Annotated in this window: 11 protein-coding genes, 3 tRNA genes and 2 pseudogenes; 12 read left to right on the forward strand and 4 right to left on the reverse strand. The window is 60.3% G+C overall.

The features are described from left to right. Positions 1–228: 228 nt before the first annotated feature. Positions 229–801, reverse strand: a complete 573-nt coding sequence (locus tag FHT84_RS25940; RefSeq protein ID WP_112344192.1) for a TetR/AcrR family transcriptional regulator — start codon at positions 799–801, stop codon at positions 229–231. 156 nt (positions 802–957) lie between these two features. Here FHT84_RS25940 and FHT84_RS25945 point away from each other — a divergent pair, with 156 nt between their 5' ends. Together FHT84_RS25945 and FHT84_RS25950 are read left to right on the forward strand one after the other, a co-directional pair. Then, positions 958–1,308, forward strand: a complete 351-nt coding sequence (locus tag FHT84_RS25945) for a DoxX family protein (protein WP_246698639.1) — start codon at positions 958–960, stop codon at positions 1,306–1,308. Between the two features lie 183 nt (positions 1,309–1,491). Continuing rightward, a pseudogene (locus tag FHT84_RS25950) lies at positions 1,492–2,069 on the forward strand (flavodoxin family protein). 170 nt (positions 2,070–2,239) lie between these two features. Here the strand turns inward: FHT84_RS25950 and FHT84_RS25955 are convergent. Beyond that, positions 2,240–2,977, reverse strand: a complete 738-nt coding sequence (locus FHT84_RS25955) for an SDR family oxidoreductase (protein WP_112344195.1) — start codon at positions 2,975–2,977, stop codon at positions 2,240–2,242. 147 nt (positions 2,978–3,124) lie between these two features. Beyond that, positions 3,125–4,111 (reverse strand): aldo/keto reductase, encoded by a 987-nt coding sequence (locus FHT84_RS25960; RefSeq protein WP_113250620.1) that lies wholly within the window; start codon positions 4,109–4,111, stop codon positions 3,125–3,127. 222 nt (positions 4,112–4,333) lie between these two features. Here FHT84_RS25960 and FHT84_RS25965 point away from each other — a divergent pair, with 222 nt between their 5' ends. The 8 genes and pseudogenes from FHT84_RS25965 to FHT84_RS26000 all read left to right on the forward strand — a co-directional run bounded on the left by FHT84_RS25965 (position 4,334) and on the right by FHT84_RS26000 (position 22,331). Beyond that, a complete protein-coding gene (locus FHT84_RS25965; RefSeq protein WP_183764930.1) occupies positions 4,334–5,569 on the forward strand; it encodes a DNA repair exonuclease in 1,236 nt (411 codons plus the stop codon). Further along, complete coding sequence (locus tag FHT84_RS25970; RefSeq protein ID WP_183764933.1) at positions 5,569–9,024, forward strand: YhaN family protein; 3,456 nt, start codon at positions 5,569–5,571, stop codon at positions 9,022–9,024. Before FHT84_RS25965 ends, FHT84_RS25970 begins: the two co-directional genes overlap by 1 nt. Before the next feature lie 52 nt (positions 9,025–9,076). Next, a pseudogene (locus FHT84_RS25975) lies at positions 9,077–9,280 on the forward strand (polysaccharide export protein); the annotation flags it as partial. A gap of 339 nt (positions 9,281–9,619) precedes the next feature. Beyond that, positions 9,620–17,083 carry a type I polyketide synthase gene (locus FHT84_RS25980; protein ID WP_183764936.1) on the forward strand — a complete coding sequence of 2,488 codons (7,464 nt, stop codon included), beginning with the start codon at positions 9,620–9,622 and terminating at the stop codon, positions 17,081–17,083. Between the two features lie 2 nt (positions 17,084–17,085). After that, positions 17,086–18,504 (forward strand): aminotransferase class I/II-fold pyridoxal phosphate-dependent enzyme, encoded by a 1,419-nt coding sequence (locus FHT84_RS25985; protein WP_113250616.1) that lies wholly within the window; start codon positions 17,086–17,088, stop codon positions 18,502–18,504. Between the two features lie 18 nt (positions 18,505–18,522). After that, positions 18,523–19,377 (forward strand): SDR family oxidoreductase, encoded by an 855-nt coding sequence (locus FHT84_RS25990; protein ID WP_113250615.1) that lies wholly within the window; start codon positions 18,523–18,525, stop codon positions 19,375–19,377. 78 nt (positions 19,378–19,455) lie between these two features. After that, entirely contained in the window at positions 19,456–21,033 is a 1,578-nt protein-coding gene (locus FHT84_RS25995) for a sulfatase-like hydrolase/transferase (RefSeq protein ID WP_113250758.1), read from the forward strand. Continuing rightward, complete coding sequence (locus tag FHT84_RS26000) at positions 21,033–22,331, forward strand: capsular biosynthesis protein (protein ID WP_113250614.1); 1,299 nt, start codon at positions 21,033–21,035, stop codon at positions 22,329–22,331. The genes FHT84_RS25995 and FHT84_RS26000 overlap by 1 nt, the downstream gene beginning before the upstream one ends. A 348-nt stretch (positions 22,332–22,679) precedes the next feature. On the opposite strand, the gene FHT84_RS26005 is transcribed toward FHT84_RS26000, so the two are convergent. Continuing rightward, positions 22,680–22,755 (reverse strand) — tRNA-Val (locus FHT84_RS26005). A gap of 392 nt (positions 22,756–23,147) precedes the next feature. Here FHT84_RS26005 and FHT84_RS26010 point away from each other — a divergent pair. Both FHT84_RS26010 and FHT84_RS26015 read left to right on the forward strand, forming a co-directional pair. Continuing rightward, positions 23,148–23,224, forward strand: a tRNA-Asp gene (locus FHT84_RS26010). Between the two features lie 50 nt (positions 23,225–23,274). Continuing rightward, a tRNA-Asp gene (locus FHT84_RS26015) sits at positions 23,275–23,351 on the forward strand. The last annotated feature ends 37 nt before the right edge of the window (positions 23,352–23,388 follow it).

Raw genomic sequence — 23,388 nt, forward strand, 5'->3', positions numbered from 1 at the left:
CCTCTTCAATCGTAGCTACTAAGCGCTAACAATACCGCTTCTAGCGGTTCAAGCGCAGCGTTTCAAACCTCCACCTCTGGTGGAGGTCATGACTTGTGGCTTCCTGCAGCAATGCCACCGTGGCTGCTTTGGGCCTCAACAGCCAAACTCCAAGCGCTTATACCCTTCGCCTTATCCCGCATTTTCCAAGCCATCTATGCGCGATCAGGTTAATCGCAAGACGCGTTCTCAGGGTTGACCCGACACCATCTGCGTAATGAGCGCGATACGTTGAGCCCGAAAAGCGGGTCTTATCCGCCCGTGGCGTTCAAGCTCTGCCAAACCGTGAAGTGCTGCCCAGAAGGTTTCGGTAGCGGTATCCGCATCCTGGGAGAACGGCGCGATCACCGTCGCCATGGCTCCAAAACCATCGCGAAGCTGAGCCGGCGTGTCGGATCTGGCGAAACGAAGCCCGGTCGGCAGGACGAACATTGCCTCGTACATCGCAGGGCGATCGAAAGCGAAATCAAGATAAGCGGTTGCGACGTCTTCCACGCGCTCCTTTGACGTGGACGATGGCCGGATTGCGGCGCGGAGTATCGCGGCCAATTCGCCGAAACCTTCGAGCGCGACCGCTCCGACGATCTGATCGCGATTTTCGAAATGCGAATAGAGAACCGGCTGACTGTATTCTATTTCCTCCGCGAGACGCCGGATCGTGACGGAAGCCCAGCCGTCACGTTCCGCGATCGTCCTCGCAGCGACGACGATCCTGCGTTCACGTTCGCCTCGCTCTCGAGTCTTGCGTTCGCTGATACCCACCCTGCGTCCTCAATCTGCATGCGCCGCGATTTTCCTGATGCGAAACTATCAAAAGGAACGTCGATTGACAAACTAGCAATGCTAGAATAATTATTATCGCTATAACAGCTTCATACGCTCGGTTCATCAGCGAAGAGAATATCAATGAGTCTTCCCATGAAACTTTTCACAGGCACAACGTCACTCGATACCATCCTCGTCTGGCTGGCCGCCGGGGCGTTTCTCGTTGGCGCTGTCGTCAACGCGAGCGGACATCCGAAAATCCGCGCGGGGTTCGTGCAACTTCGATTTCCGTTCTGGTGGTGCTGGGTCACGGCTGCCTTTGAGCTCGCAACCGCGGTGCTTTTGGTTACAGCCGGCACCCGATATATCGGGATTGTATTGGGCGCCTGCATCATGCTCGTCGCGATCGCTGCCATTTTTCGTATCCGGAACTATCGAGAACTTCCGCCACCTTTCGTGTTCCTGTTGCTGCTGGCACTGGCGGGTATCAGCGGCCAAGTCTGAAATCTGGCGGCAAACAAGTGCCTTCCAGATGAAGGTCTGTGCATAGCTGCCCGAAGAAAACCCCCGCCGGGGCGTCGGGTGTCTCCACCCTCTGTCATCAATCCACCTGGAAGAAGACGCCAGTCGGAGCGACCTCGCTTCCGGACAGCGCAAAGCAATGGCCAGAAGGAGGCCAAAACCATCATGTCAAATCGCACGGCAAGCACAGTCGTCGTCTATCATTCCGGCTACGGCCACACCCAGCGGATGGCGAAAGCTGTAGCGGAAGGGGCGGGCGCGGTACTTTGCGCCATCGATGCGGATGGCAACCTTTCCGATGACGGATGGGCCGCGTTGGACGCCGCCGACGCCATCGTCTTCGGATCGCCCACCTACATGGGTGGCCCGAGCTGGCAATTTAAGAAGTTCGCCGATATGTCCTCGAAGGCTTGGTTCACCAGCAAATGGCAGGACAAGGTTTTCGGAGGCTTCACCAACAGCGCCAGTTTGAACGGCGATAAACTCAATACTCTCGAATACTTCGTTCTTCTGGCGGGGCAGCACGGAGGTCTTTGGGTCAGTTTGGGGGTAAAGCCGGCGAACGTGAAGGCTTCGAAGCGCGACGATGCAAACAGGATGGGATCCTACATCGCGCCAATGGCGCAATGCGATGCGACGCAGCCCCGAGCGAAATGTCGATCGGCGACCTGGAAACTGCTCGAGCTTACGGCGAGCGCGTTGCGCGAGTTGCGCAGCGGTTCGCGTCGGCTCAAGGTGCCTGATGCCGTAACCTCAGCATGTGAAAGACAGGGGATTCCGGCGAGCAGAGCAGTTTGCCTGCAACCTGATCGGCCGATTCGCACGTGGCGATGTCAGGAAACAGGCAATAACCGAGGTTGTTCGCTCTGCTCGCCCGGCTGCACCATTGATCCGTTTTCGCCGCCTGGTGATATCAGAGCAATGTCCGCCCGCCATTGACCGCGAGCTTCTGGCCGGTGATGAAATCTGCCTTGCTGGAAGCGAGAAAGACGACGGCATCGGCAATATCTTCGGGCGTGCCGAAACGGGCCATAGGCGTATGAGCGAGATAGCCGTCCCTTGCTTCTTGCGAAGCGCCGGCATGACGCTCGACCGGAATCCAGCCGGGCGCAACGAGATTGACCGTAATCCCCTCCGGCGCCAGCTCTCTCGCCCAGGAGCGCGTCATCGATAACATGGCGCCCTTGGCGGAGGCATAATTGCCGAAATTCGGATTGCCGAGCTCGGCGATCTCGGAACCGATGTTGATGACGCGGCCGGATTTGCGCGCCCGCCAATCGGGAAGTACGGCCTGAAGCAGCTCCAGCGGCGCCTTGACGAAGAATTCGAGCTGGTCGAGGTAAGTCCGCCAGGATTGCTCCATCAGCGGCATGTCCGGCTGGGGACCCGTCGCATTGTTGACGATGAGATCGACGGGTCCGAGCGATGCTCTGATCTTTTCCAGCCCGTCCACAAGCTGGTCCTTGTCGATCACGCTGAACCGGGCGGCAAATGCCTGCCCGCCACGCTGCCGGATGGTCTCGACAACCCTCTCGGCGCCCCGCGTATCGCTCGCATAATTGACGGCGACGGCCCAGCCAGCCTCGGCAAGCTCCAAGGCGATCACCGCACCCAGACCGCGAGAGGCACCCGTTACCAGCGCTACTTTCATGACATTCCTCCTTGGAACCTGTCCGGCCCCTTTTCCTCAATGGCATCAAGCTTGGGCAGCAGCATATTGATGCCGTCCCCGCACCTACGGAACAACATGCCCATGGTGGCCGAAAGCGCCTTCCGGCCACCATTTCAGATATGGATGTTACCAGCGATGGTGAACATGCGGCGCGATCAGACGCTCGTAGATCTCGCGCGTGGCTGCCATGACATCGGCTGAAAGGGGAGCCAGATCGGCCGCGGCGGCATTGGCCTTGGCCTGCTCGGCATTGCGGGCACCAGGGATGACGACGGTGACGGCCTCGTTCATCAGGATCCAACGCAGCGCAAAAGCTGCCATGCTCACGCCGGCCGGAACCAGCTTGCGCACCTCCTCCACGGCCTGAAGACCGACTTCGAACGGTACGCCGGCAAAGGTCTCGCCGACGTCGAAGGCCTCGCCATGGCGGTTGAAGCTGCGGTGGTCGTCGCTGGCGAATTGCGTGTCACTGGTGATCTTGCCGGAGAGCAGGCCGGAGGCGAGGGGAACGCGGGCGATGACGGCCACGTTCTTGCGCTTGGCTTCCTTGAAGAACAGGTGATCGGGACGCTGTCGGAAGATGTTGTAGATGATCTGGATGCTGAGCACGCCAGGATACTCGATCGCCTTCAGCGCCTCCTCGACCAGTGCGACGCTGACGCCATATCCCTTGATTTTTCCGGCCTTGTGCAGTTCGTCGAGACCGGCGAAGACTTCGGGCCGATAAAGAACTTCAGTCGGCGGGCAGTGAAGCTGCACGAGATCAAGGCTCTCGACGCCGAGGTTCTTCAGGCTGCGGTCGATGAAGCCTTCCAGATTGGCCTTGGTATAGCCCTCGGCCACATGCGGGTTCAGCCGGCGGCCAGCCTTTGTTGCCACCATCGGGCGCTCGCCGCCACGCGCCTTCAGGACGTCGGCGATGATCTTTTCCGAGCGGCCATCGCCATAAACGTCGGCGGTATCGATGAAGGTCATGCCGGCATCGAGGGCGGCGTTCAATGCTGCGCGGCCATCGGCCTCGCTGACATCGCCCCATGCGCCGCCGATCTGCCAGGCGCCGAAGCCGACATCGGTCACGATAAAGGGCGTCCGTCCGAAAGCATGATGTCTCATGAAAAGTCTCCTCTCTTTATTCGTAAGATGATAGCGCAGTAGCAGCCGCCCGACAGGGCCACAAGCGCGGATCGGCGATTGCGGATCGCAATCGCGTGACTGAGAAATATGACAGACTCCACCTGGCTTGCGAAACCATTGGATGAAGTGGTGCATGCGGTGTTCATCGCGTCTCCGTTTCCTTAAAAGGAAAGTCCGGATATCTGACTGCTATCGGAACCCATGCCCTCTTTCAGTTTCATTCATGCCGCCGATCTGCACCTTGGCAGCCCCTTTCAAGGCCTGGCTCTGAAGGATGCCGCCGTCGCTGCGGTCTTCGTCGAAGCCAGTCGCAAGGCGTTCTCGACGCTTGTCGATCTGGCGATTGAAAGGGGCGTCGATTTCTTTGTGATTGCCGGCGATGTCTATGACGGCGACTGGAAGGACAACAAGATCGGCCTGTTCTTCAATCGCGAGATGGCGCGGCTGGAGCGCGCGGGCATTCCGGTCTATCTGCTGCGCGGCAATCACGATGCGGCAAGCGTCATCACCAAGACCATCACATTGCCGCCAAACGTCCACGAATTTCCGACGGGCAAGCCGGGCAGCGTCAGGCTGGAAGCGCTGAAGGTGGCGCTTCATGGCCAGGGCTTTGCCGAACGCTCCGCCAACGACAATCTGGCGATTTCCTACCCCGCACCCGTCTCCGGCTGGTTCAACATCGGCATTCTTCACACCTCGCTCACCGGCCGCGAGCCGCATGCGCCTTATGCTCCATGCTCTGTCGACGACTTGCGATCGCGCGGCTATGACTATTGGGCGCTCGGCCACGTGCACGACTATGAACTGGTGGCGCAGGATCCGCTCGTCATTTTCCCGGGCAATCTGCAGGGACGCAACATTCGCGAACGCGGTGCCAAGGGTGCGGTACTGGTGACCGTCGAAGACGGACGCATCGTGCATGAGCGCATCATTGTCGACGAGGCCCGTTTTGCGCAGGCCGATATTGTCGTCGATCCGGAGGACGATCAGGCGGCGATCCTGCGCCATGTGGAGCAGGCGGTGCAGCCAATTGCCGATGAGATGGCGGGTCGTATGACCGCGCTGCGCGTCCGGCTTTCCGGTGTGACGCCATTACACGGTGTGATAGCTGCCAACCGCCAGCAATGGCGCGACGAGGTGGAAGCCGCCTGCCACCGCGTGCATGAGGATATCTGGCTGGAAAAGCTGGAACTGCGGCTGGAACCGCTGCCGGAAAGATCGGCAGAGGCGGACGGCGTGCTTGATCTGCGCCAGCTACTGGCAGATCATGCCGGCGATGCCGATATTCTGGCGGAAGCTCGCCGGTTGATCGACGAGATCGCCGTGCGCCTGCCGGGTGGCCTTGGCGCAACGGAATTGCCGCTGGACGACGGCATGGACACCCTCATCGAAGAGGCGCGGCAATTGCTGCTGGCGCGCGGGCAGAGGGCAGGCTGATGCGCTTCACCCGGCTCGATATTCTCCGCTATGGCGCGCTGACCGATCGCGCGATCGATTTTCGTTCCGGTGCGCGGTTGCATGTGATCTATGGTCCGAACGAGGCAGGCAAATCCTCGGCTCTCAGTGCAATCTCCGATCTGCTGTTCGGTTTCCCCACAGCGGCCGAGCAAAGCTTCCTGCATGAACCCGGGGCTTTGCGGATCGGAGCAGACATCCGCGCGCGCGATGGTACATGCTTGAGTTTCCGTCGACGCCGTGGCCGCAAGGGAACGCTTCTGGCTCCTGATGATAAGGAGACGGCGCTCGCCGAAGATGTACTTTCGCCCTTCCTTGGCAATTTAAGCCGCGATGTCTTCGAGCGTGCCTTCGGCCTCGACTCCCAACGGCTGCGGCAAGGCGCGACCGCCATGTTGCGCAGCGGCGGCGAGATCGGCAGCCTGCTGTTCTCGGCGGCGTCCGGCCTGACCGGCCTGTCCCGCCTGCGCCAGTCGTTGGAAGTTGAAGCCGACGGCATCTATGCAGCCAGGCGCTCGAAGGATCGCGGCTTCTATCAGGCTCTCGACCGGTACGAAGATGCCCGCAAGGCAGAGCGAGACAACGAGTTGAAGTCCGGCGACTGGAAGAAGCTGCTTGCCGAAGCGGCCGAGCTGGAGACGGAACTTGCGCGCCTGCAGGCGGAGCGCCGCAGCACACGCGAGGCGCTGGACCGGCTCCAGCGGCTGAAGACCCTGCAGCCCTTGCTCGCCGAGATCGATGCGGAAAGCCAAGCACTCGACGGCCTTTCCGATCTCGCCGCCATACCGGATGGCTTCGCCGATACGCTCGAACAGAGATTGCGCGAGAGGCAGGCAAGCGAAGAGGAACTGCGCCGTGCTCGGCAAGCTGTTGCGCGCGCCGAGGAAGACCTCGCAGGCATCCAGGTGGATGAAGCGCTGCTGCAGATGTCGGGCGATATCACGCAGCTCTTTGCCGATACCGGCAACTACCGCGCCCAGCGTCACGATCTGCCGCGCGTCGATCAGGAGCTTGCCGGTTACGACATGACGCTCTCGCAGCTTGCCCGTCGCCTCGGTCTTGCCGAAGCCGAGCTGGAACGGCAGCAGCCGAGCGATATTGACCGCGTGCGCCTTTCAGAGCTGGTGGAGCAGGGCAGGCAGCTTGCGCGGCAGAGGCAGTCGCTTGCCGAGCAAGCGGACAGTGAGCGCAAGCATTTGGCCACGCTCGAGAAGGACAGCCTCAACGGGCGGCTGATCGACCCGAGACCTTATATTGACCAGCTTGAGGCTTTGGGCAGCGATCTCTCTGCCTTGGCCCGCCTCGACGGACTGGAAACGCAGATACGTCGCACCGAAGCCGATCTTCATGAGGCAGCCGCGCGGCTGCAGCCACCTGTCGGTGACATTGGTGCATTGTTCTCGGTACCGCTGCCGGAAGTGCCGGAGATTACAGGACATCGCGATATCATCGACGCCGCTCGATCGAAGGTGCGTGAGGCTACCGCCAAGCTGCAGACCTACGATGAGCAACTGGCTGAGATAGCACGAACGCTTGTGGATGCCGAGCGCACCGGGCCGATCGTCACGCGCGAACAGCTCATCGCCGCGCGTGAAAATCGCGATGCGCAATGGGCCGTCATCCAGCAGAGATGGACGGACGGCGCCGTGCCGGAGACTAAGCTGCTTGCGGCACTGACCGTCAGCGTGGCCGAGGCGGACCGTCTGGCCGATGCCGCCCTGAGTGATGCGGATCGTGTCGCACGCCATGCCGATTATCGTTTGCGGCAGGCGCGTCTAATGCAGGAGCGGGAGGAGGCTTACGGTCGGTTCAGGGGTTGCGAGAAAGCGCTGAAGGATGCACAGGCAGCCTTTGCAGCCCTTTTTGAGCCTTGCGGCGTCGATGCCATCGACCCATCGACGATGCTGGAATGGCGCCGCGGAGTAGAGCTGCTGCGACGCGAGCGCAAGGCGTTGCGAGAGCTAGTCGATCAACGGGATGAGAATGCGTTGGCCGAAGACCGCGTCTTGCCCGCTCTGCAGGATATCGTCGAGGCAACCGGCTATAAGAGCGGCCGCCTTCCGCCGGCAGCGATTGCGGAAGGTCTGCGCAAGCATCTGCGTCTTCTGTCCGAACGCTGGAGCGAAAGCCGCACGCGAGAAGGGGAGATCGGCGCGGCGCGTGAACGGTTGGCCCGGTTCGACGACCAGCAACAGAGCTTGGAACGACAGTACACCGATTGGCGCGGCGCATTCGCCAAAGCCGCGGAACTGCTCGGTCTGCCGTCCGACACGACCCTGGACATGGCGAGTGCCGCCCTGAAGGCATGGCAGGAGCTGCCCGATGTCCTGGCGGAGCGCGAAAACCGCCTGCGTAGGGTCAATGGCATGCGGCGCGACATGGCGGATTTCGAGCGGCGACTGGCGACCCTTGCCGCCAATAGCGGTTATGAGCTGGACCATCTGCCACCGGATGCTGCTGCCGAGGCGCTGCACACCCGCGTCAACGCCACGCGCGGCGAGTTGAAGAAGCGCGACGCCCTGGAAGAAGAGCAGCAGCGCGGGGAAGGGCTCGTGGCACGCCAGGAGGCTGCGCTCGCAGCCATTGTTGCTGAACTCGATCATCTGACTGCAGATCTAGGCGGTATGGAGGACCTGCCGGCACTCCTTTCTCGCCTGCGCGAACGCACGCGTCTCACCGCCCGGCTCGTCGAAAGCCGCGATCGTTTCCGCCAGCAGGCTGACGGCAAGGCCGAAGACGATCTTCGCGCCGAGCTGGCCGGCTTCGAACGCGTCGCCGCCGATCTCGAAATCGAGCGGCTGACCGAGGAAGACCAGCGGCAGTTCGCCGTGCATGGCGAACTTTCCGCACGGCTGGCGGAGAACCGCCGCCAGCGGCAGGGGCTTGAAACAGGCGTCAGCGCCGAATACGCGGTTTTTGAAAAGCTCTCGGCCGAGCAGGAGGCAAAGGATCTCGCGCGGCAATGGGTTGTCCTGAAGATTGCGGCCCGCATGCTCGCCGGTTCGATGGAGGCTTATCGTGAGAAGCAGGCCGATCCGGTTATCCGGCGTGCCGGTGAGCTGTTCTCGCAGCTGACGGGTGGCCGCTTCTCCCGCCTGGTCGAAGCCCACGATGAAAGCGACGCGCTGCAGTTGCTGGCGGAACGGGCGGCCGGCGAACGCGTGCCGCTCGACGGCTTGAGCGAAGGCACTGGCGATCAGCTTTATCTCGCGCTGCGGCTGGCATTCCTCGAAGACTATTCCGCCCGCAACGAGCCTGCGCCGCTGATCGTCGACGACATCTTCCAGACCTTCGACGACGAGCGCGTTCGGGCGGGTCTACAGGTACTGGCCGCAACGGCCGATCGCTTCCAGACGATCCTCTTTACCCATGAGAGAAGTGTGGTCGACATTGCCAAAAGCGAAATCGGCAAGGATCTGGATCTGATCCAGCTCTGACCGGCTCGCAGATCGCGCTACGGCATCGACGGGAATGGTGCCCGATGCCAAGGGACGCTATCCGATCGTCTACCGTTTTGACATGTCCAATCCCGATAGCCTGATCGTTGGACAGACCTTCCCGGTCAAGAGCCGCGACGTTATCTATGTCTCGCGTCATCCGTCGGTTGATATTCGAAAATTCTTGAACCTTATCGGCACGCCATTGGGTATTGCCTCGCAAGGAGCGGCGACTGCGGCGAATCTGGGACAGTAGCCGGGCGATGGGGCTTTGCAGCTCTGGCGACGGCTGCTTGTGCCTCTATTCGTTGGTGAGTGCCGACATCTGTATGATCGTGACGGATCATGCCTTGTGAACGGGCGGAATTCGTCGCGAACTGAATGCGGAAATAATTACAGGGAACGTGAACAAGGGCAGCGATTTTCTACGCGGTGAGGGGCTGAGAGATCTCATATTGCATCGGTTGTTGCACTGCCGCATACTGGTTGTACACGCAGATTTTTTATCAGTGACAACCATAGATAATGATGATGTGGGCAGTTGATATTGAAATTGGTCAGCCTGGTGCACTTCGTAGAATATTGCTGAGATATCATGACGGTTGAAATTATCGGACGCGCAAGCGTTGCCCCCGGGGCGGGTTCGATTGAAGAACTGCAGCTTGTCCTCAAGGAAGGACGTTGCACGATAAGCCGTATACCTGAAGAGCGCTGGGATCTCGCTCGCTTTTGGCATCCGGCTGTGGGCGTTCCGGGCAAGGCCTACACATATGCAGCCGGCGTTCTTGACAATGTCTACGCCTTCGACCCCATGGTTTTCGGCCTCTCTCAGCGCGAAGCGATGCAGATGGACCCGCAGCAGCGCATCCTTCTCAATGTCGTCTGGCGGGCTTTGGAAGATGCAAATCTGCCGATTGACGGTTTCGAGGGGCAGCGGGTCGGCGTCTATGTCGGCGCATCTTCCCTTGAGCACGGGAACCTGACGCTTGAAGATCCGGCTTCGGGCGGCCCGTATTTCATGACGGGCAATACGCTTTCGATCGTTTCCAATCGCATCTCGCACATATTCGGCCTGCGCGGGCCAAGCATGACGATCGACACGGCCTGTTCCTCGTCGCTGGTTGCGCTCGACCAGGCGGTCAGGGCGTTGGAAGGCGGCGAAATCGATACCGCAATCGTTGGCGGCATCAATGTTCTGCTCCATCCGATGTCCTTTGTCGGCTTTGCACAGGCGCGCATGCTGTCGCCGGAAGGCCTCTGCCGCGCCTATGACGACGATGGACGCGGTTATGTTCGGGCAGAAGGCGGTGCGGCGATCGTGTTGCGTCGCACGGATGTCGCCCTGCGCGAGAAGGACCGCAGCTATGCCAGGATCCATGCCGTTGGCGTCAATTCCTCGGGGCGGACCAACGGCATCTCCATGCCGTCGCGGGAGGCGCAGGCAGCCTTGCTGCAGTCGATCTATGAAGGGCATGGGATCGATGTCAATCGCATTGCCTTCATCGAAGGCCATGGAACGGGAACGAAAGTCGGCGATCCCGCCGAAATCTGGGCGATCGGCGAAGTCATAGGACGCAACCGGCGGGCGCCGGTGCCAATCGGGTCGATCAAGACCAATATCGGCCATACCGAACCCGCATCCGGCCTGTTCGGACTGCTGAAGGCAATCATCGCGCTGGAGAATAATTTCCTTCCGGCTTCCCTGCATTTCGACCGCCCCAACGAGGCGATCGACTTCGAAGGTTTGAACGTCCGCGTCAATACATCCGCGATCGAATTGCTCCCTGCGAAGCAACCGCGTTTTGCTGGTATCAACTCTTTTGGTTTTGGTGGCACCAACGCACACGTCGTCATCAGTGATCCCGATCCGGTTGCTCCGCCCGAGCCGCAAATCAGAGGCGAGGGGCTAGTTTTTGCGGCGAGCGCCCATACGGCTTCCGCGCTTTCAAAGTTGCTCGCGGAATACAAAATGCGTCTTGAAAGCGCCGAGCCCAGGGACGCCCGGCAGATCGTCTCCTCCGCCGCTGCCAATCGCGAGCCTATGCGTCATCGTTTTGCGGCGCGGGCGAAGGATAGTGCGGCGATACTTGCCGCGATCGACGCGCACCTGTCCGGCAAAATGTCGGTCGGCGAGGCGGGCGAGGCACCGGCGCAAGCCGCCAGGATTGCCTTCGTCTTTTCCGGCAATGGGTCGCAATGGGCAGGCATGGGTGTGGGTGCCTACGAGGAAAACCGCCATTTCCGCCAATGCTTCCAATCCTTCAGCGCCCTTTTCGAATATTATCTCGGCGAGAAGCTGACGGATATACTGGTCGCCGCGGATCTTTCCGCTCGGCTTGCCGACACCAAGATTGCGCAACCGCTGCTGTTTGCAATCCAGGCGTCTCTCTCGGACTGCCTGTGGTCGATGGGTGTCAGGCCGGATGCCGTTCTCGGCCATTCGGTCGGCGAAATCGCCGCAGCTTATGCCGCCAAGGCGCTGACGGCTGCCGAGGCGGTCGCAATCGTCGCCAAGCGCTCGCTGCATCAGGATCTTCTTGCCGGCGAAGGCAAGATGGCTGCCGTTGTACTGGGCGAGGATGCCGCCTTGGCTTTTGCGAGGTCCCATGGCCTCGACAATATCTGTATTGCGGCGATCAATGCGCCGAATTCGGTAACGATCTCCGGGCCGGTCGACGAGGTGGAAGCTTTCAGGGATGCGGCGCGCAAATCCCAGATCGTCGTGCACATTCTCGATATCAACTATCCGTTCCATCACCCGATCATCGATCGTGCCAGGGATGCCTTTCTGACCGATCTGCCCGATCTGGCGCCTGATAGCGGGGCAGGGACCTTCATTTCGACCGTGACTGGCGAACTGCGCGACGGGCGGCTGCTCGATACGCAATACTGGTGGCGGAACGTCCGCGATCCCGTACTCTTCAAGGCCGGCTGTCAGACGGCCATGGCGATGGGATGCAACCTCTTCATCGAAATTTCGCCGCGCCCGATCCTGTCCAACTATGTGACGGAGATCGCCAAGCAAGCTTCGGTTCAAGTCATTGCCATACCGACCTTGCTGCGCGAAGCGCCCGTTGCCGGTCACGATCCGGTTTCACAATCATTCGCGAGGGCAGTCGCCAACGGTGCGCCGGCGCTACGCGCACGCGGCAGCGCCACGCGCAACGCTTTCGTCAGGCTGCCGTCCCTGCCGTTCGAACCGATGGAGTTGCGCACGCAACCGACAGCCGACGAGATCGATATTTTCGGTCGCGACCGAAAGAATCCCTATACGCTGCTCGGCTGGCGGACCGACCTCAATGGTTCGACGTGGAAGAACCATCTCGACGCTCGTCTTTTTCCGGATCTTGCCGAGCATGTGGTCGACGGCAAGGCAATCATGCCCGGCAGCGGCTTCGTCGAAATCGCCGTTACGGCGGCACAGCAATATTATGGGGCGGACGAGGTTGAGATCGGCAATCTCGAAATCATGCGGCCGCTTGAGTTGTCGCAGGATCACATGGTCGAGCTGTCGACCATCCTGTCGTCCGAAACCGGCGATATCGAGATCCGGTCGCGCGAACGCCTCAGCCGTGACGAATGGACGGTGCATGCCGTCGGGCGATGCCGCAAGCCTCTGAGCGGCGAGAGCTTCGCCGAAGCTGTCGAACGATCGGGCAGGGATCGCAAATCTCTTCTGACCTCCGAAGTGACCTATGAAACCGCAGAACGTTTCGGACTGCATTACGGCCCGCATTTCCGGCTTTTGGCAAAGGCGATCGCTTTCGGTCACGATCTCATCGAGGTGGATCTGAAGCCGCCGGCCGCACCTGCGCATCCTTTCGGAACTTACAATCTCAATCCCATGTCGGTCGACGCCGCGTTTCACGGTCTCGTTGCATTATTCGATCAGTTGTCCGGCGATGAGGCCGGCGCGCCCTATATCCCCGTTCACTTCGGCACCGTGACGGCTTTCGGCAGGCGAAGATCGATTGTCAAGGCGCGGATCGAGATCGATCGGTTCAGCGCAAATTCGGTCAAGGCATGTTTTGCCTTGTTCGATGCGAGTGGCAAGCCGGTAGCGGTTCTCGATGATTGCCGCTTCCGCCGCACGCAACTGCGCCGCCGGGCAACGCTGGAGTCCGTTGCGTTTCACTACGAGAGCATACCATCGACTACTCTTGCCGGCAGGGGCGAAGTCGGCACCGGCGCATTGCAGATTTCATCGCAGTCGAGCTTCGAAGGAAACCGGGCGCTCAACAATGCGAGCCTTCTTCTCGATGCGGCGATCTATCGCGCCTGCCACGACATAGCGCTGACCTTAGCCGATCGCAGGGGCAGCGTCGCGTTCTCCAACCTACCCGGCGATGCCGAGTTCAGGTCGTTTCTCGTCAATTGCCTCTATATTCTCGAGGACGCCGGCATAGCGACGGCAAATGAGGGCAAATGGGAGGTTCCGCAAGAGCCGACATTGCCTCCGCTGGCTGAATTGCTGCAGGAAATCTATCGCGAGGATGCAGAGCGCGTGGCGGAGGCCGTTCTCGTAGGCAATGCCTATCGCGAGACACTCGAGCATTTGGCGATGATCCGGCCGCATGTCGTGGAGCAGGAGCCAGCGAATCGAGGCACAAGCATTTCGAGTGGAGCGACCCTGGAGCATATGCTTCTTCACTCTCCTTTGAGCGAAAGGCGGCTTTCCCTGCTTGCGGAGGCCCTGACGTCCGCCATCAAAGCCAATGCCGGGGAGATCGAGCACATTCTTGAGATCGGTTCCGTATCTGCCGCTTTCAGCCGCAAGCTGGCGGCCGCTGCCTCCGTGGCTGGCGCATGCCTTCTCATCGCCGAACCGCGCGAGCACGCCCGCCGCGCGCTGGAGATCGCTTTCGAGCGCGATGCGCATGTCATCGTGACGGACCCCGCCAGGCTGGCGGATCGCACCATTGCCGACGTCGTCGTCGCGTCCGGCGATCAGAGCCAGCATCTGATGCGGCACAATGACGACATCAGGCGGATTTTGCGGAAGGTCGCCGTCGGCGGTGGTCAATTGTTGCTGGCCGACCGTGCGCCGAGCGCCTTCAATGATTTCGTCTTCGGCCTGTCCGACGGCTGGTTTGCAGATAGCCAATCGCCGGAATTCCCGGTCGGGCGGCTCGGTACGCCGCAACAGATCGAAGATCTGCTGGAAACACTTGGCTTTGCCAAGCCTCGGATCCGCGAACTGACCTTCCCCGAAGGTTCCCTGATCGCAGTGACGGCTGTATCTGAACGGCGACCGGAAACGTCGAGCGCCGCTGAAGCCGCCGAGCCGATCCTGATCCTGTCGGAGCAAGGCAGGAACGGCCTGGCCAAACTCGATAAGAGAATGACGGTCATCGATCTCGGTGCGTCGCCTTCAGATCTTGCCAATATCGTCAGTGCAATCGATCGCGATACTCGTGGGATCGTCTATCTCGCAAACAGGAAGTCCGGCGAGGCGACGGAACTCTCGCTGTCCCGTCTGTCGGTCTTTGCCGAATTGACTAATCTATTGTCGCGGAAAAGCGATGGAGCAAAGTTCCGGCTGATCGTCGTTGCCCCGGGCGGTTCCCCGCTGGCGGCTAGTCCTGTCGACGAGGCCAATGCGGGCCTTTGGGCCTTCGGACGTGTCCTTCAAAACGAATATGATGCCTTCGATGTGCATCTGCTGGATGCCGATGCGGATGACAAGCGGATTGTTGCGGTCATCGACGCGCTGGTGGCGGCGGAGACGGAGAACAGGGAGTGGGTTCTGGATCGCCTGACCGGAAAAGTCCGCGAAATCAGAGCCGCTGCCGGCCCCTTCGGTGCCGGCGAAGCGAGCCGCCGCGATTTCGAGGCTGCAACGATTCGCCAGCGTGTCGCCGGTCGCCTGGACAGCATGGCCTGGGAGGAAACCAGCCTTCCCGTGCCTGGCGAAGGCGAGGTCGTCGTTTCGGTCGAAGCCACCGGCCTCAACTTCCGCGATGTCATGTGGGCGATGGGTCTCCTGCCCGAAGAGGCCCTGGAAGATGGCTTCGCCGGTACCACGATCGGCATGGAATTTGCGGGCAGAATTTCGGCCGTGGGCGATGCGGTCGATGATCTCCAGCCGGGCGACAGGGTTATGGGCATCGGGCCGGCTGCATTCTCGACCCATGTTCGGGTCCGGCGCGACGGCGTGACCAAGCTGCCGGAGCGAATGAAAGCCGCTGCTGCCGCGACGGTGCCGGTTGCTTTTCTGACGGCCTATTACGCGATGGTCGAGCTCGGGCGCATTCAGCCGGGTGAGACCATTCTGATCCATGGCGCTGCCGGCGGCGTCGGTCTGGCGGCACTCCAGATCGCCAAGCATAGAGGTGCCAGGGTGATCGCCACGGCCGGCACGGTCGAGAAGCGCGGCTTCCTTGAAATGCTCGGCGCCGATCATGTGCTCGATTCCCGCTCTCTGGATTTCGTCTCGGGCGTACGCCGTCTTACCGGCGGCGAGGGCGTGGATCTCGTTCTCAACTCGCTTTTCTCCGAAGCGATGGAGCGAAGCATCGAGCTGGTCAAACCCTTCGGTCGTTTTCTGGAACTTGGCAAGCGCGACTATTATGCCGACCGCAAGATCGGCCTGCGGCCTTTCCGGCGCAATGTCAGCTATTTCGGCATCGATGCGGATCAGCTGCTGGTCAATGCGCCCGATCTTGCGCGGCGTATTTTCACCGAGATCGGACAGCTTTTTGCTGAAGAAAAGCTGACGCCGCTGCCATATCGCGCCTTCGCCCATGACGAGATCGGCAATGCATTCCGCTTGATGCAGAATGCCGGCCATATCGGCAAGATTGTCGTGCGGCCACCCGTTCCGGGGGTCGATAGCGTCTTGCGGGCTCCGGCAAAATCCTTGCGTTTCGATGCCAGGGGCATTTTCCTGGTTGCGGGCGGTATCGGCGGCTTCGGGCTTTCCGCCGCCGATTGGCTCGTCTCCAGAGGCGCGCGCCGCATAGCCTTGTGCTCGCGCCGAGGCATTGCCGATACGGAAACCAGCAAGGCGATGGCCGATTGGGCAAGGCGAGGCGTCGTGGCGACGCTGCATGCCTGCGATATTACCGATACTGCCGCGGTCGAAACGCTGCTTGCGTCGCTTCGCGCCGAAGGAGCGCTGAAGGGTGTCGTTCACGCCGCTATGGTCCTGGATGATGCGCTTCTTGCCAATCTGACGCCCGAGCGCAATCGCCCTGTTCTCGAGGTCAAGATGCGCGGCGCCGAAACTCTCGACCGTTTAACGCGGGGCGACGAGCTTGAGCTCTTTCTGCTCTTCTCTTCGGCAACGACCATGCTCGGCAATCCTGGGCAAGCCAATTATGTGATGGCAAACGGCTATCTGGAAGGCCTGGCCCGCGCGCGTCGCGCTGCCGGCAAGCCGACCTTGGCCGTCGGCTTCGGCGCCATCGCCGACAAGGGCTTCCTTGCGCGCAACGGCGAGGTCAATGATCTTCTGTCCAAGCGCCTGGGCAACGCCGCATTGAAGGCGCGCGATGCGCTGGAACAGGTGGAGCGCTATATTCTGGCCGACACCGGCGCTGTCGATGCCGCAGCCGTCATGATCGCAGAGATCGACTGGAATGCCGTTCGCCTGTTGCCGATCGCCGATCGTTCGCTTTTCGAACCGCTGATGCGGTATACGGGCAGCCGTCAAGCTCTGAACGAGGGAGACAGCATCGATCTAAGGGAGTTGATCAGCGGCAAATCGGAGGAGGAGGCCCGAGCCGCCCTGCATGCGCTCGTTGCTGCGGAAATCGCCGCGATTCTGCGTGTCACTGAGGATAGCGTGACGCCCGACAAGGTCTTGAAGGATATCGGCCTCGATAGCCTGATGGCGATGGAACTCGGCATGAGCTTCCAGCAGAAGACCGGTTTCGACATTCCTTTGAGCGGTGTCGGCGAGGGCACGACGGTCGGCGACGTTGTCGGCCGTTTGCGGGACCGTGTCATGAATCGCAATGGCGACGATGTGAAGGCTGCTGCCGCGGGCAATGACCAGATCGTCGAGCAGCTGGCGCGCAGCCATGCCGCGGAACAGGAAAAAAGGGCCGCTCAGTGACGATGCATGATGTTAATGACGGCAGCCAGGCGGAGCAGAAGAAGAGCAAGCTGCTGGAGCAGATGCGGCGCGTCGGCGAATCCTCCGGGCGCAACCGGGCCGAACGTTTGAACAGGCAGCCGCCGGCACAACAGCGCCAGGCAGCGCGGTTCGAAGACTTGCCGGAGTACAAGCGCGTCGCAACGCAGCGCATCGCCGGCGAATTGCTCGGCGTTGCCAACCCCTTCTATCGCTCGCACGATGCTGCGGCCGGGGCGACGACACGCATTGGCGGACGCGAATTCATCAATTTCGCCTCTTATGACTATCTGGCGACCAATACCGATCCGCATGTCGCGGCAAGCGCCAAACAGGCGGTCGATCGTTTCGGTATCTCGGCTTCGGCGAGCCGCCTGGTCGCGGGCGAGCGTCCGGGGCATATCGAATTGGAACGGAAGCTTGCCGCGGTCTATGGCGTCGATGCCGCCGTCTGCTTCGTCAGCGGCTATCTGACCAATGTCGCGGCGATCGGCTGCCTCATGGGGCCGCAGGATCTGGTGATCCACGACGAATTCATTCACAACAGCGCGCTCGCCGGCATCAAGCTGTCGGGTGCAGCACGCCGGCTCTTCCAGCATAATGACGTCGACAGCCTAGAGACCATCCTGAAGACACTGTCATCCGATTTCCGCCGCATCCTGGTCGTCGTCGAAGGCATCTATTCGATGGATGGCGATATCGCCGATCTGCCGGCCCTGCTGGAGCTGAAGGCGCGTTACGGTTTCTGGCTGATGGTCGACGAGGCGCATGCGCTCGGCATTCTCGGCAAGACGGGGCGTGGTACTTTCGAGCATTTCGGCCTCGATCCCCGGGACGTCGATATCTGGATGGGCACGCTTTCAAAGACGACCTCGAGTTGCGGCGGCTATATCGCCGGCAGCCGTGCGCTTGCCGATATTCTGAAGGCGGAAGCCGGCGGCTTTGTCTATAGCGTCGGGCTGTCGCCCGTTCTTGCCGCCGCCGCTATCGCCGGTCTCGATATCCTGCAGTCCGAGCCCGAGCGAACCGAACGTCTCGGGCGCAACGGTCGGCTGTTCCTCGAAGAGGCTAGGGCGGCAAGCCTCGATACCGGCCTCAGTGCTGGCCATTCGGTCGTGCCCGTCATCGTCGGCGATTCGCTTCGGGCAGCGCAGCTTTCGAACGATCTGCTGGCCGAAGGTATCAATGTCCTGCCGATCATCCATCCGGCCGTCCCCGAAGGCATGGCGCGGCTTCGCTTCTTCATCACCTGTAACCATACCGAAGAGCAAATTCGGCACGCCGTCGCGCTGACGGCAGAAAAACTGAAGAGTTTGCTGGACCGCAATTTCGGGCTCGCATCACTCGATATGGACAAGATGATGCAATTGCTGCCAATGGGCCTAGCCCCGACCGGCCCGTAAATTCAGGACGATTGTCTCATGCACGTTATCGTCACGGGAGGTTCGAGTGGAATTGGTCTGGCGATAGCGAAACTATATGCGGCCAGGGGGGATCGCGTTTCGCTTCTCGCCCGTCATCCCGGACGCCTCGAGGAGGCGCGAGCCGAGATCGCATCGCTTCAAGGCATCGACGGCGCCCTTATCCGGGTATGTTCCGTGGACGTGGCTTCGGCCGAGGAGACCGCGCAGGCGGTGGAGCTTTGCGAGGCGTCCTTCGGCCCCTGCGATATCCTCATCGCCTCGGCTGGTATCGTCGAACCCCAGGTCTTCGACGCGATGCCGGTATCGGTTTTCGATGAGCAGATCGCCATCAATTTCCTCGGAACGGCAAATGCCGTTCGCGCTGTCTACAAGGGCATGAAGCGGCGGCGCGGCGGCCGGATCATGATGATCTCCTCGGGTGCTGCCCTGATCGGCATCTTCGGCTATACCGCCTACTGCGCATCGAAATCGGCATTGGCCGGATTTGCTGAAGCCTTGAGTGCCGAGGCGGCGGCCACCGGCATATGCGTTTCCATCTGCTTTCCGCCCGATACGCTGACGCCACAATATCGGCGCGAAATCTCCCGCAGACCGCGCGAGGCGGAAATCTTGATGGGATCCGTCAAGCCTTGGAGCGCGGAGGCGGTGGCCGCGAGAATCGTTCGCGGGCTGGATCGGGGACAGGCCAAAATCCACTTCGGATTGTCTCTGACCGCGCTTGCCTATTTCGGGTCGCAGATAAAGCCGGTGCTGAAATGGTGGCTTTCGCGCAAAACGCGAAAAATATTTGGGCAGGATGCATATCCCGGTCTTGCCGAGACGGCCGAGCAAGGTTTTGATCGTGATAAGTAATACGAAACAATTGTCGGATCCGTTCCCGCGGATTTGGAAAACGTTGCGACAGGCAGCAGGCATTTGGATGGCGCGATCTTGAAGCTGCATGATTTTCCAATTCTTTTGACGGTCGCCTGCTTCGTGTTTTCCTGCGTCATCGTCTTCCTGACCGATCCGTTTGCGATGCCGGTGGCCGTCAATGCGCAGAACCGCACGGCAAGAAGCTGGCGGCGCCTCGTTTGCGATTGGGCGGTGCGAATTCCGGTCATTGCACTGATCTATGCCGCCTTCTTCGCGATTTCCTGGCGCCCCATCTACAGCACGCAGGCGGTCATCAGCTTCTTCGTCATTTTCTCGGGAATTTCGCGGGCAAAATTCGAATTCATCCGGGAGCCCTTGGTATTTTCGGACATAGCGCTGGTGGTCGATGTCTTCAAATACAAGGAGATCTTCTACGCGACGTCGCTGAACATCGTCTTCTGGGTGATTGCCTTCGCTTACGTATTCGGCCTCAGCGGCCTTTACATGTATATGGAGCCATCGGTTCTGCCGGCTTCCAACGGCTTGCTCTGGGTTCTCCTGATGCTTGCCGTTGTCTTTGCGCCCTGGCTTGCCCTGTTCAGCCGAGTTGTTAGCGAACCGGTATGCCGTTTCACGCAGAAGTTCTTGGGCAAGGTCGATGTCAAGATCGATACCGTGCGGTTCGGCACCTTCGCTTCCGTGGTCTTTCATTTCGTCATCTGGGTCGGTGTCCGGCGCGAGGCGATCGTCTCGGAATTATCCGGTCGTTTCATCTCGGCGCTTCAGGAGCTTTGGGATCACGGCGAGGACGAGCCGCTCATTGTCGTCTGGCAATCCGAATCCTTCATCGACCTCAGGCATTTCGGCGTCAAAAACGTCAAGCTCCCGAATCTCGACCGCTTGCGAGAGCGGGCCGCGCAATGGGGCCGCATGACCAGCGTTTTCGAGGGAGGCTACACGCTCCGGACGGAATTTGCTGTCTTGAGCGGGTTGCTGCCCGAAAATGTACATATCGACGCCAGCTATCCCTATCTGCGCGCCAGCCATTACAAGGATGTCGTCTGGCCGGCGCGACTCAAGAAAGCGGGCTGGAAAACGCAGTTCATTCACCCCTACGACAAGACCTTCTTCCTCCGTCACAAGGCATTGCCGCAACTCGGCTTCGATCGAATGATGATGCTGGACGAATTCGATCACAATCCGGACCGCGATGGCCCTTATGTCAGCGATCTCTCGCTGACGAAGAGCGTGATTCGGACGATCGACGATGATGGCACCGACAAGAATTTCGTCTTTGTCGCATCCATGGCGAATCATGGCCCCTGGGAGCCGGGTCGTTGCGGGGATCTGGTCGATCCCGTGGATATTTATGGCGAGCTGCTGATGCGCGCCGATCACGCGCTCGGCAATCTTGCCCATCATCTCGACAGGCTGGATCGCCCAGTTTGGCTTTTTTTCTATGGCGATCACGCGCCTTTGCTGAAGGCCTTCGCCGACCCGTTCCCGGATCCGCGGACCGATTATGTCATCGTTCCTCTTGGCCGCGCACGAGCCCATTCGCAAAAGCCGCAGCCACCGCGGGAAGAGGCGCCGTGGAACCTGATCGGCACGTTGCTGCATTATGCGGGCCTTCGGGCCGAGGTTCCGGAGTAATGGGCGACGGGCAGGGGAAACGGGACGATACCCCTCGCACGTTCCTGTTTCTGCAGGGGCCATCCTCGCCGCTCTTCATCGAGATCGCCGGACTCCTGGAAATGGCAGGCAGCCGCTGCATTCGCATCAACCTCAATGCCGGCGACTGGGTTTCGTGGCGCTGGCGCAACGCCTTCAATTATCGCGGCGATTTTGCCGGCTGGCGCGCCTATGTCAGCCGGCGAATCGAGGCCGAAAATGTCACCGACATGATATTGCACGGGGAAGAGCGTCCCTATCATAAGGTCGCCATCAAGGAGGCGCGCCGGCTGGGTGTCGGCATCAACGTCGTCGAGATGGGATATTTGCGGCCGGATTGGGTGACTCTGGAGCGCGACGGGCTCTCCTCCAATTCGCATTTTCCGGATGATCCCGGCCATATTCTCGAAGCGGCGTCCGATCTGCCCGATCCGGACTGGACGCGCCGTTACAGCCAGACGTTCCTCGCCGAAGCGCTCTACGACCTCGTCTATTATCTGCCGACCGTCTTTCTATGGTTTCTCTATCCGGCCTATCGGCGTCATGGGCTCTATCATCCGCTTATGGAATATGCCGGGTGGTTGAGGAGACTTCCCTCAAGCAGCAGAAGGTCGCGTGAAGCGGAGGACGTGGTCGAGCATCTGCTTGCTGGTGGCAAGCGATTCTTCGTCTATCCACTGCAGCTTCAGACCGATTTCCAGCTGCGGGCGCACTCGCCCTTTCATCGGCAGCAGGATGCCATCAGGCTGATTCTCCGGTCTTTTGCGGAAAATGCCGCGCCGGAAACGCATCTCGTCCTGAAACTGCATCCGCTCGACAACGGACTTATGGATTGGAGGGCCTATGTCGACAACATCGGCGCTTCCTGTGGATTGTCCTCCCGTCTCCATTTCATAGATGGCGGCGATCTCGACCGGCTGATGGCCGCGAGCGAGGGGATGGTAACGGTCAATTCCACGGCGGCACTTACGGCATTGCGGGCCGGCAAGCCCGTCAAGGCGCTGGGCGCGGCGATTTACGATATAGAGGGCCTGAGTGACCGGGGGGATCTGGATCGATTCTGGCATGAGCCGAGGCCGCCATCGCCGGAGCTGCGCGATGCATTCTTCAAGCTGCTCGCGACCGCCATACAGGTCCGCGGCAATTTCTGCTCGGGGGAGGGCGCGCGTGCCGCCGCCGTTGAGATTGCCGAGAGATTGTTGTCACGGACGGTCAATCTGCCCGACGGCTATGTCGACCCGCCGCCGCGGCGACGGCCATCGAAGATTCATGTGCCGTGAGCGTGACGAAAAGGAAATGGTCGCAGGAAGGATCTTCGACCCTGAAATTGACAATACAGCGACTTACATGTGGACTGGAGCCGAACCTGGCGCAGCGATTCGACGCCGGGAAAGCGAATAACGGTTTGCCGGGAGCAAACATCATGGATGACAGCAGGATGGAAAGGTTCATGCTGAAGGAGCTGCTGATGATCATCGCAGCCCTTGTACTTGTTTCCGCCGTGCTTCTGGCAGTCGTTATTTTCGGCAATTACTGAGCTGCACTTAACCGGACACGAAAAACCGCCGTTCGGACACGAAAAGCATCGTTCCGATCTGAAAAAATCGCTGATTGAATTCGAGAGGGAGTGGTGGGCGATGAGAGACTCGAACTCCCGACATCCTCGGTGTAAACGAGGCGCTCTACCAACTGAGCTAATCGCCCTTCTGCGAAGCGGGTCATCGGCCCGCCGCGTTCGGTGGCCGTGATCTATGCGGAACGGGGAAAAACCGCAAGAGTGTTTGTGAAGATTTTTTGATTTTTTTGGATTTTGCGCATCTTTGGCCACCCGTCATCCACATCCATAAATGTGAAGACATGCCGATCAATGCGGTGCATATCAGGTGCCGATGAAATGCATGAGGCGGGAACCTGCCATGCCAAATCGACGGAACGGAAAATTACGGACAGGCTTGTCGATAACAATTCACACTCTGTCATCGATTTGTATTCAAACCTGCTTGACACCCAAACACGAACCCCGTAGTTAGCCGCTCATCGAACGGCGAGGGCCGCTTTGATGGGTGCGAAAGCATCCGGAATGCTTGAAATGAAATGCGGGTGTAGCTCAGTCGGTTAGAGTGCCGGCCTGTCACGCCGGAGGTCGCGGGTTCGAGCCCCGTCACTCGCGCCATTTCAAGGTAAATTCCGGATCTGGCACCGCGCCGAAAGGCCAAGCAATGCGCGGGTGTAGCTCAGTCGGTTAGAGTGCCGGCCTGTCACGCCGGAGGTCGCGGGTTCGAGCCCCGTCACTCGCGCCATTCTCTCCAAGCCATTACAATCAAACATCATTTTATT

Origin of the sequence: Rhizobium sp. BK289 (genome assembly GCF_014193575.1) — a bacterium.
GTDB classification, from domain to species: domain Bacteria; phylum Pseudomonadota; class Alphaproteobacteria; order Rhizobiales; family Rhizobiaceae; genus Rhizobium; species Rhizobium tropici_C.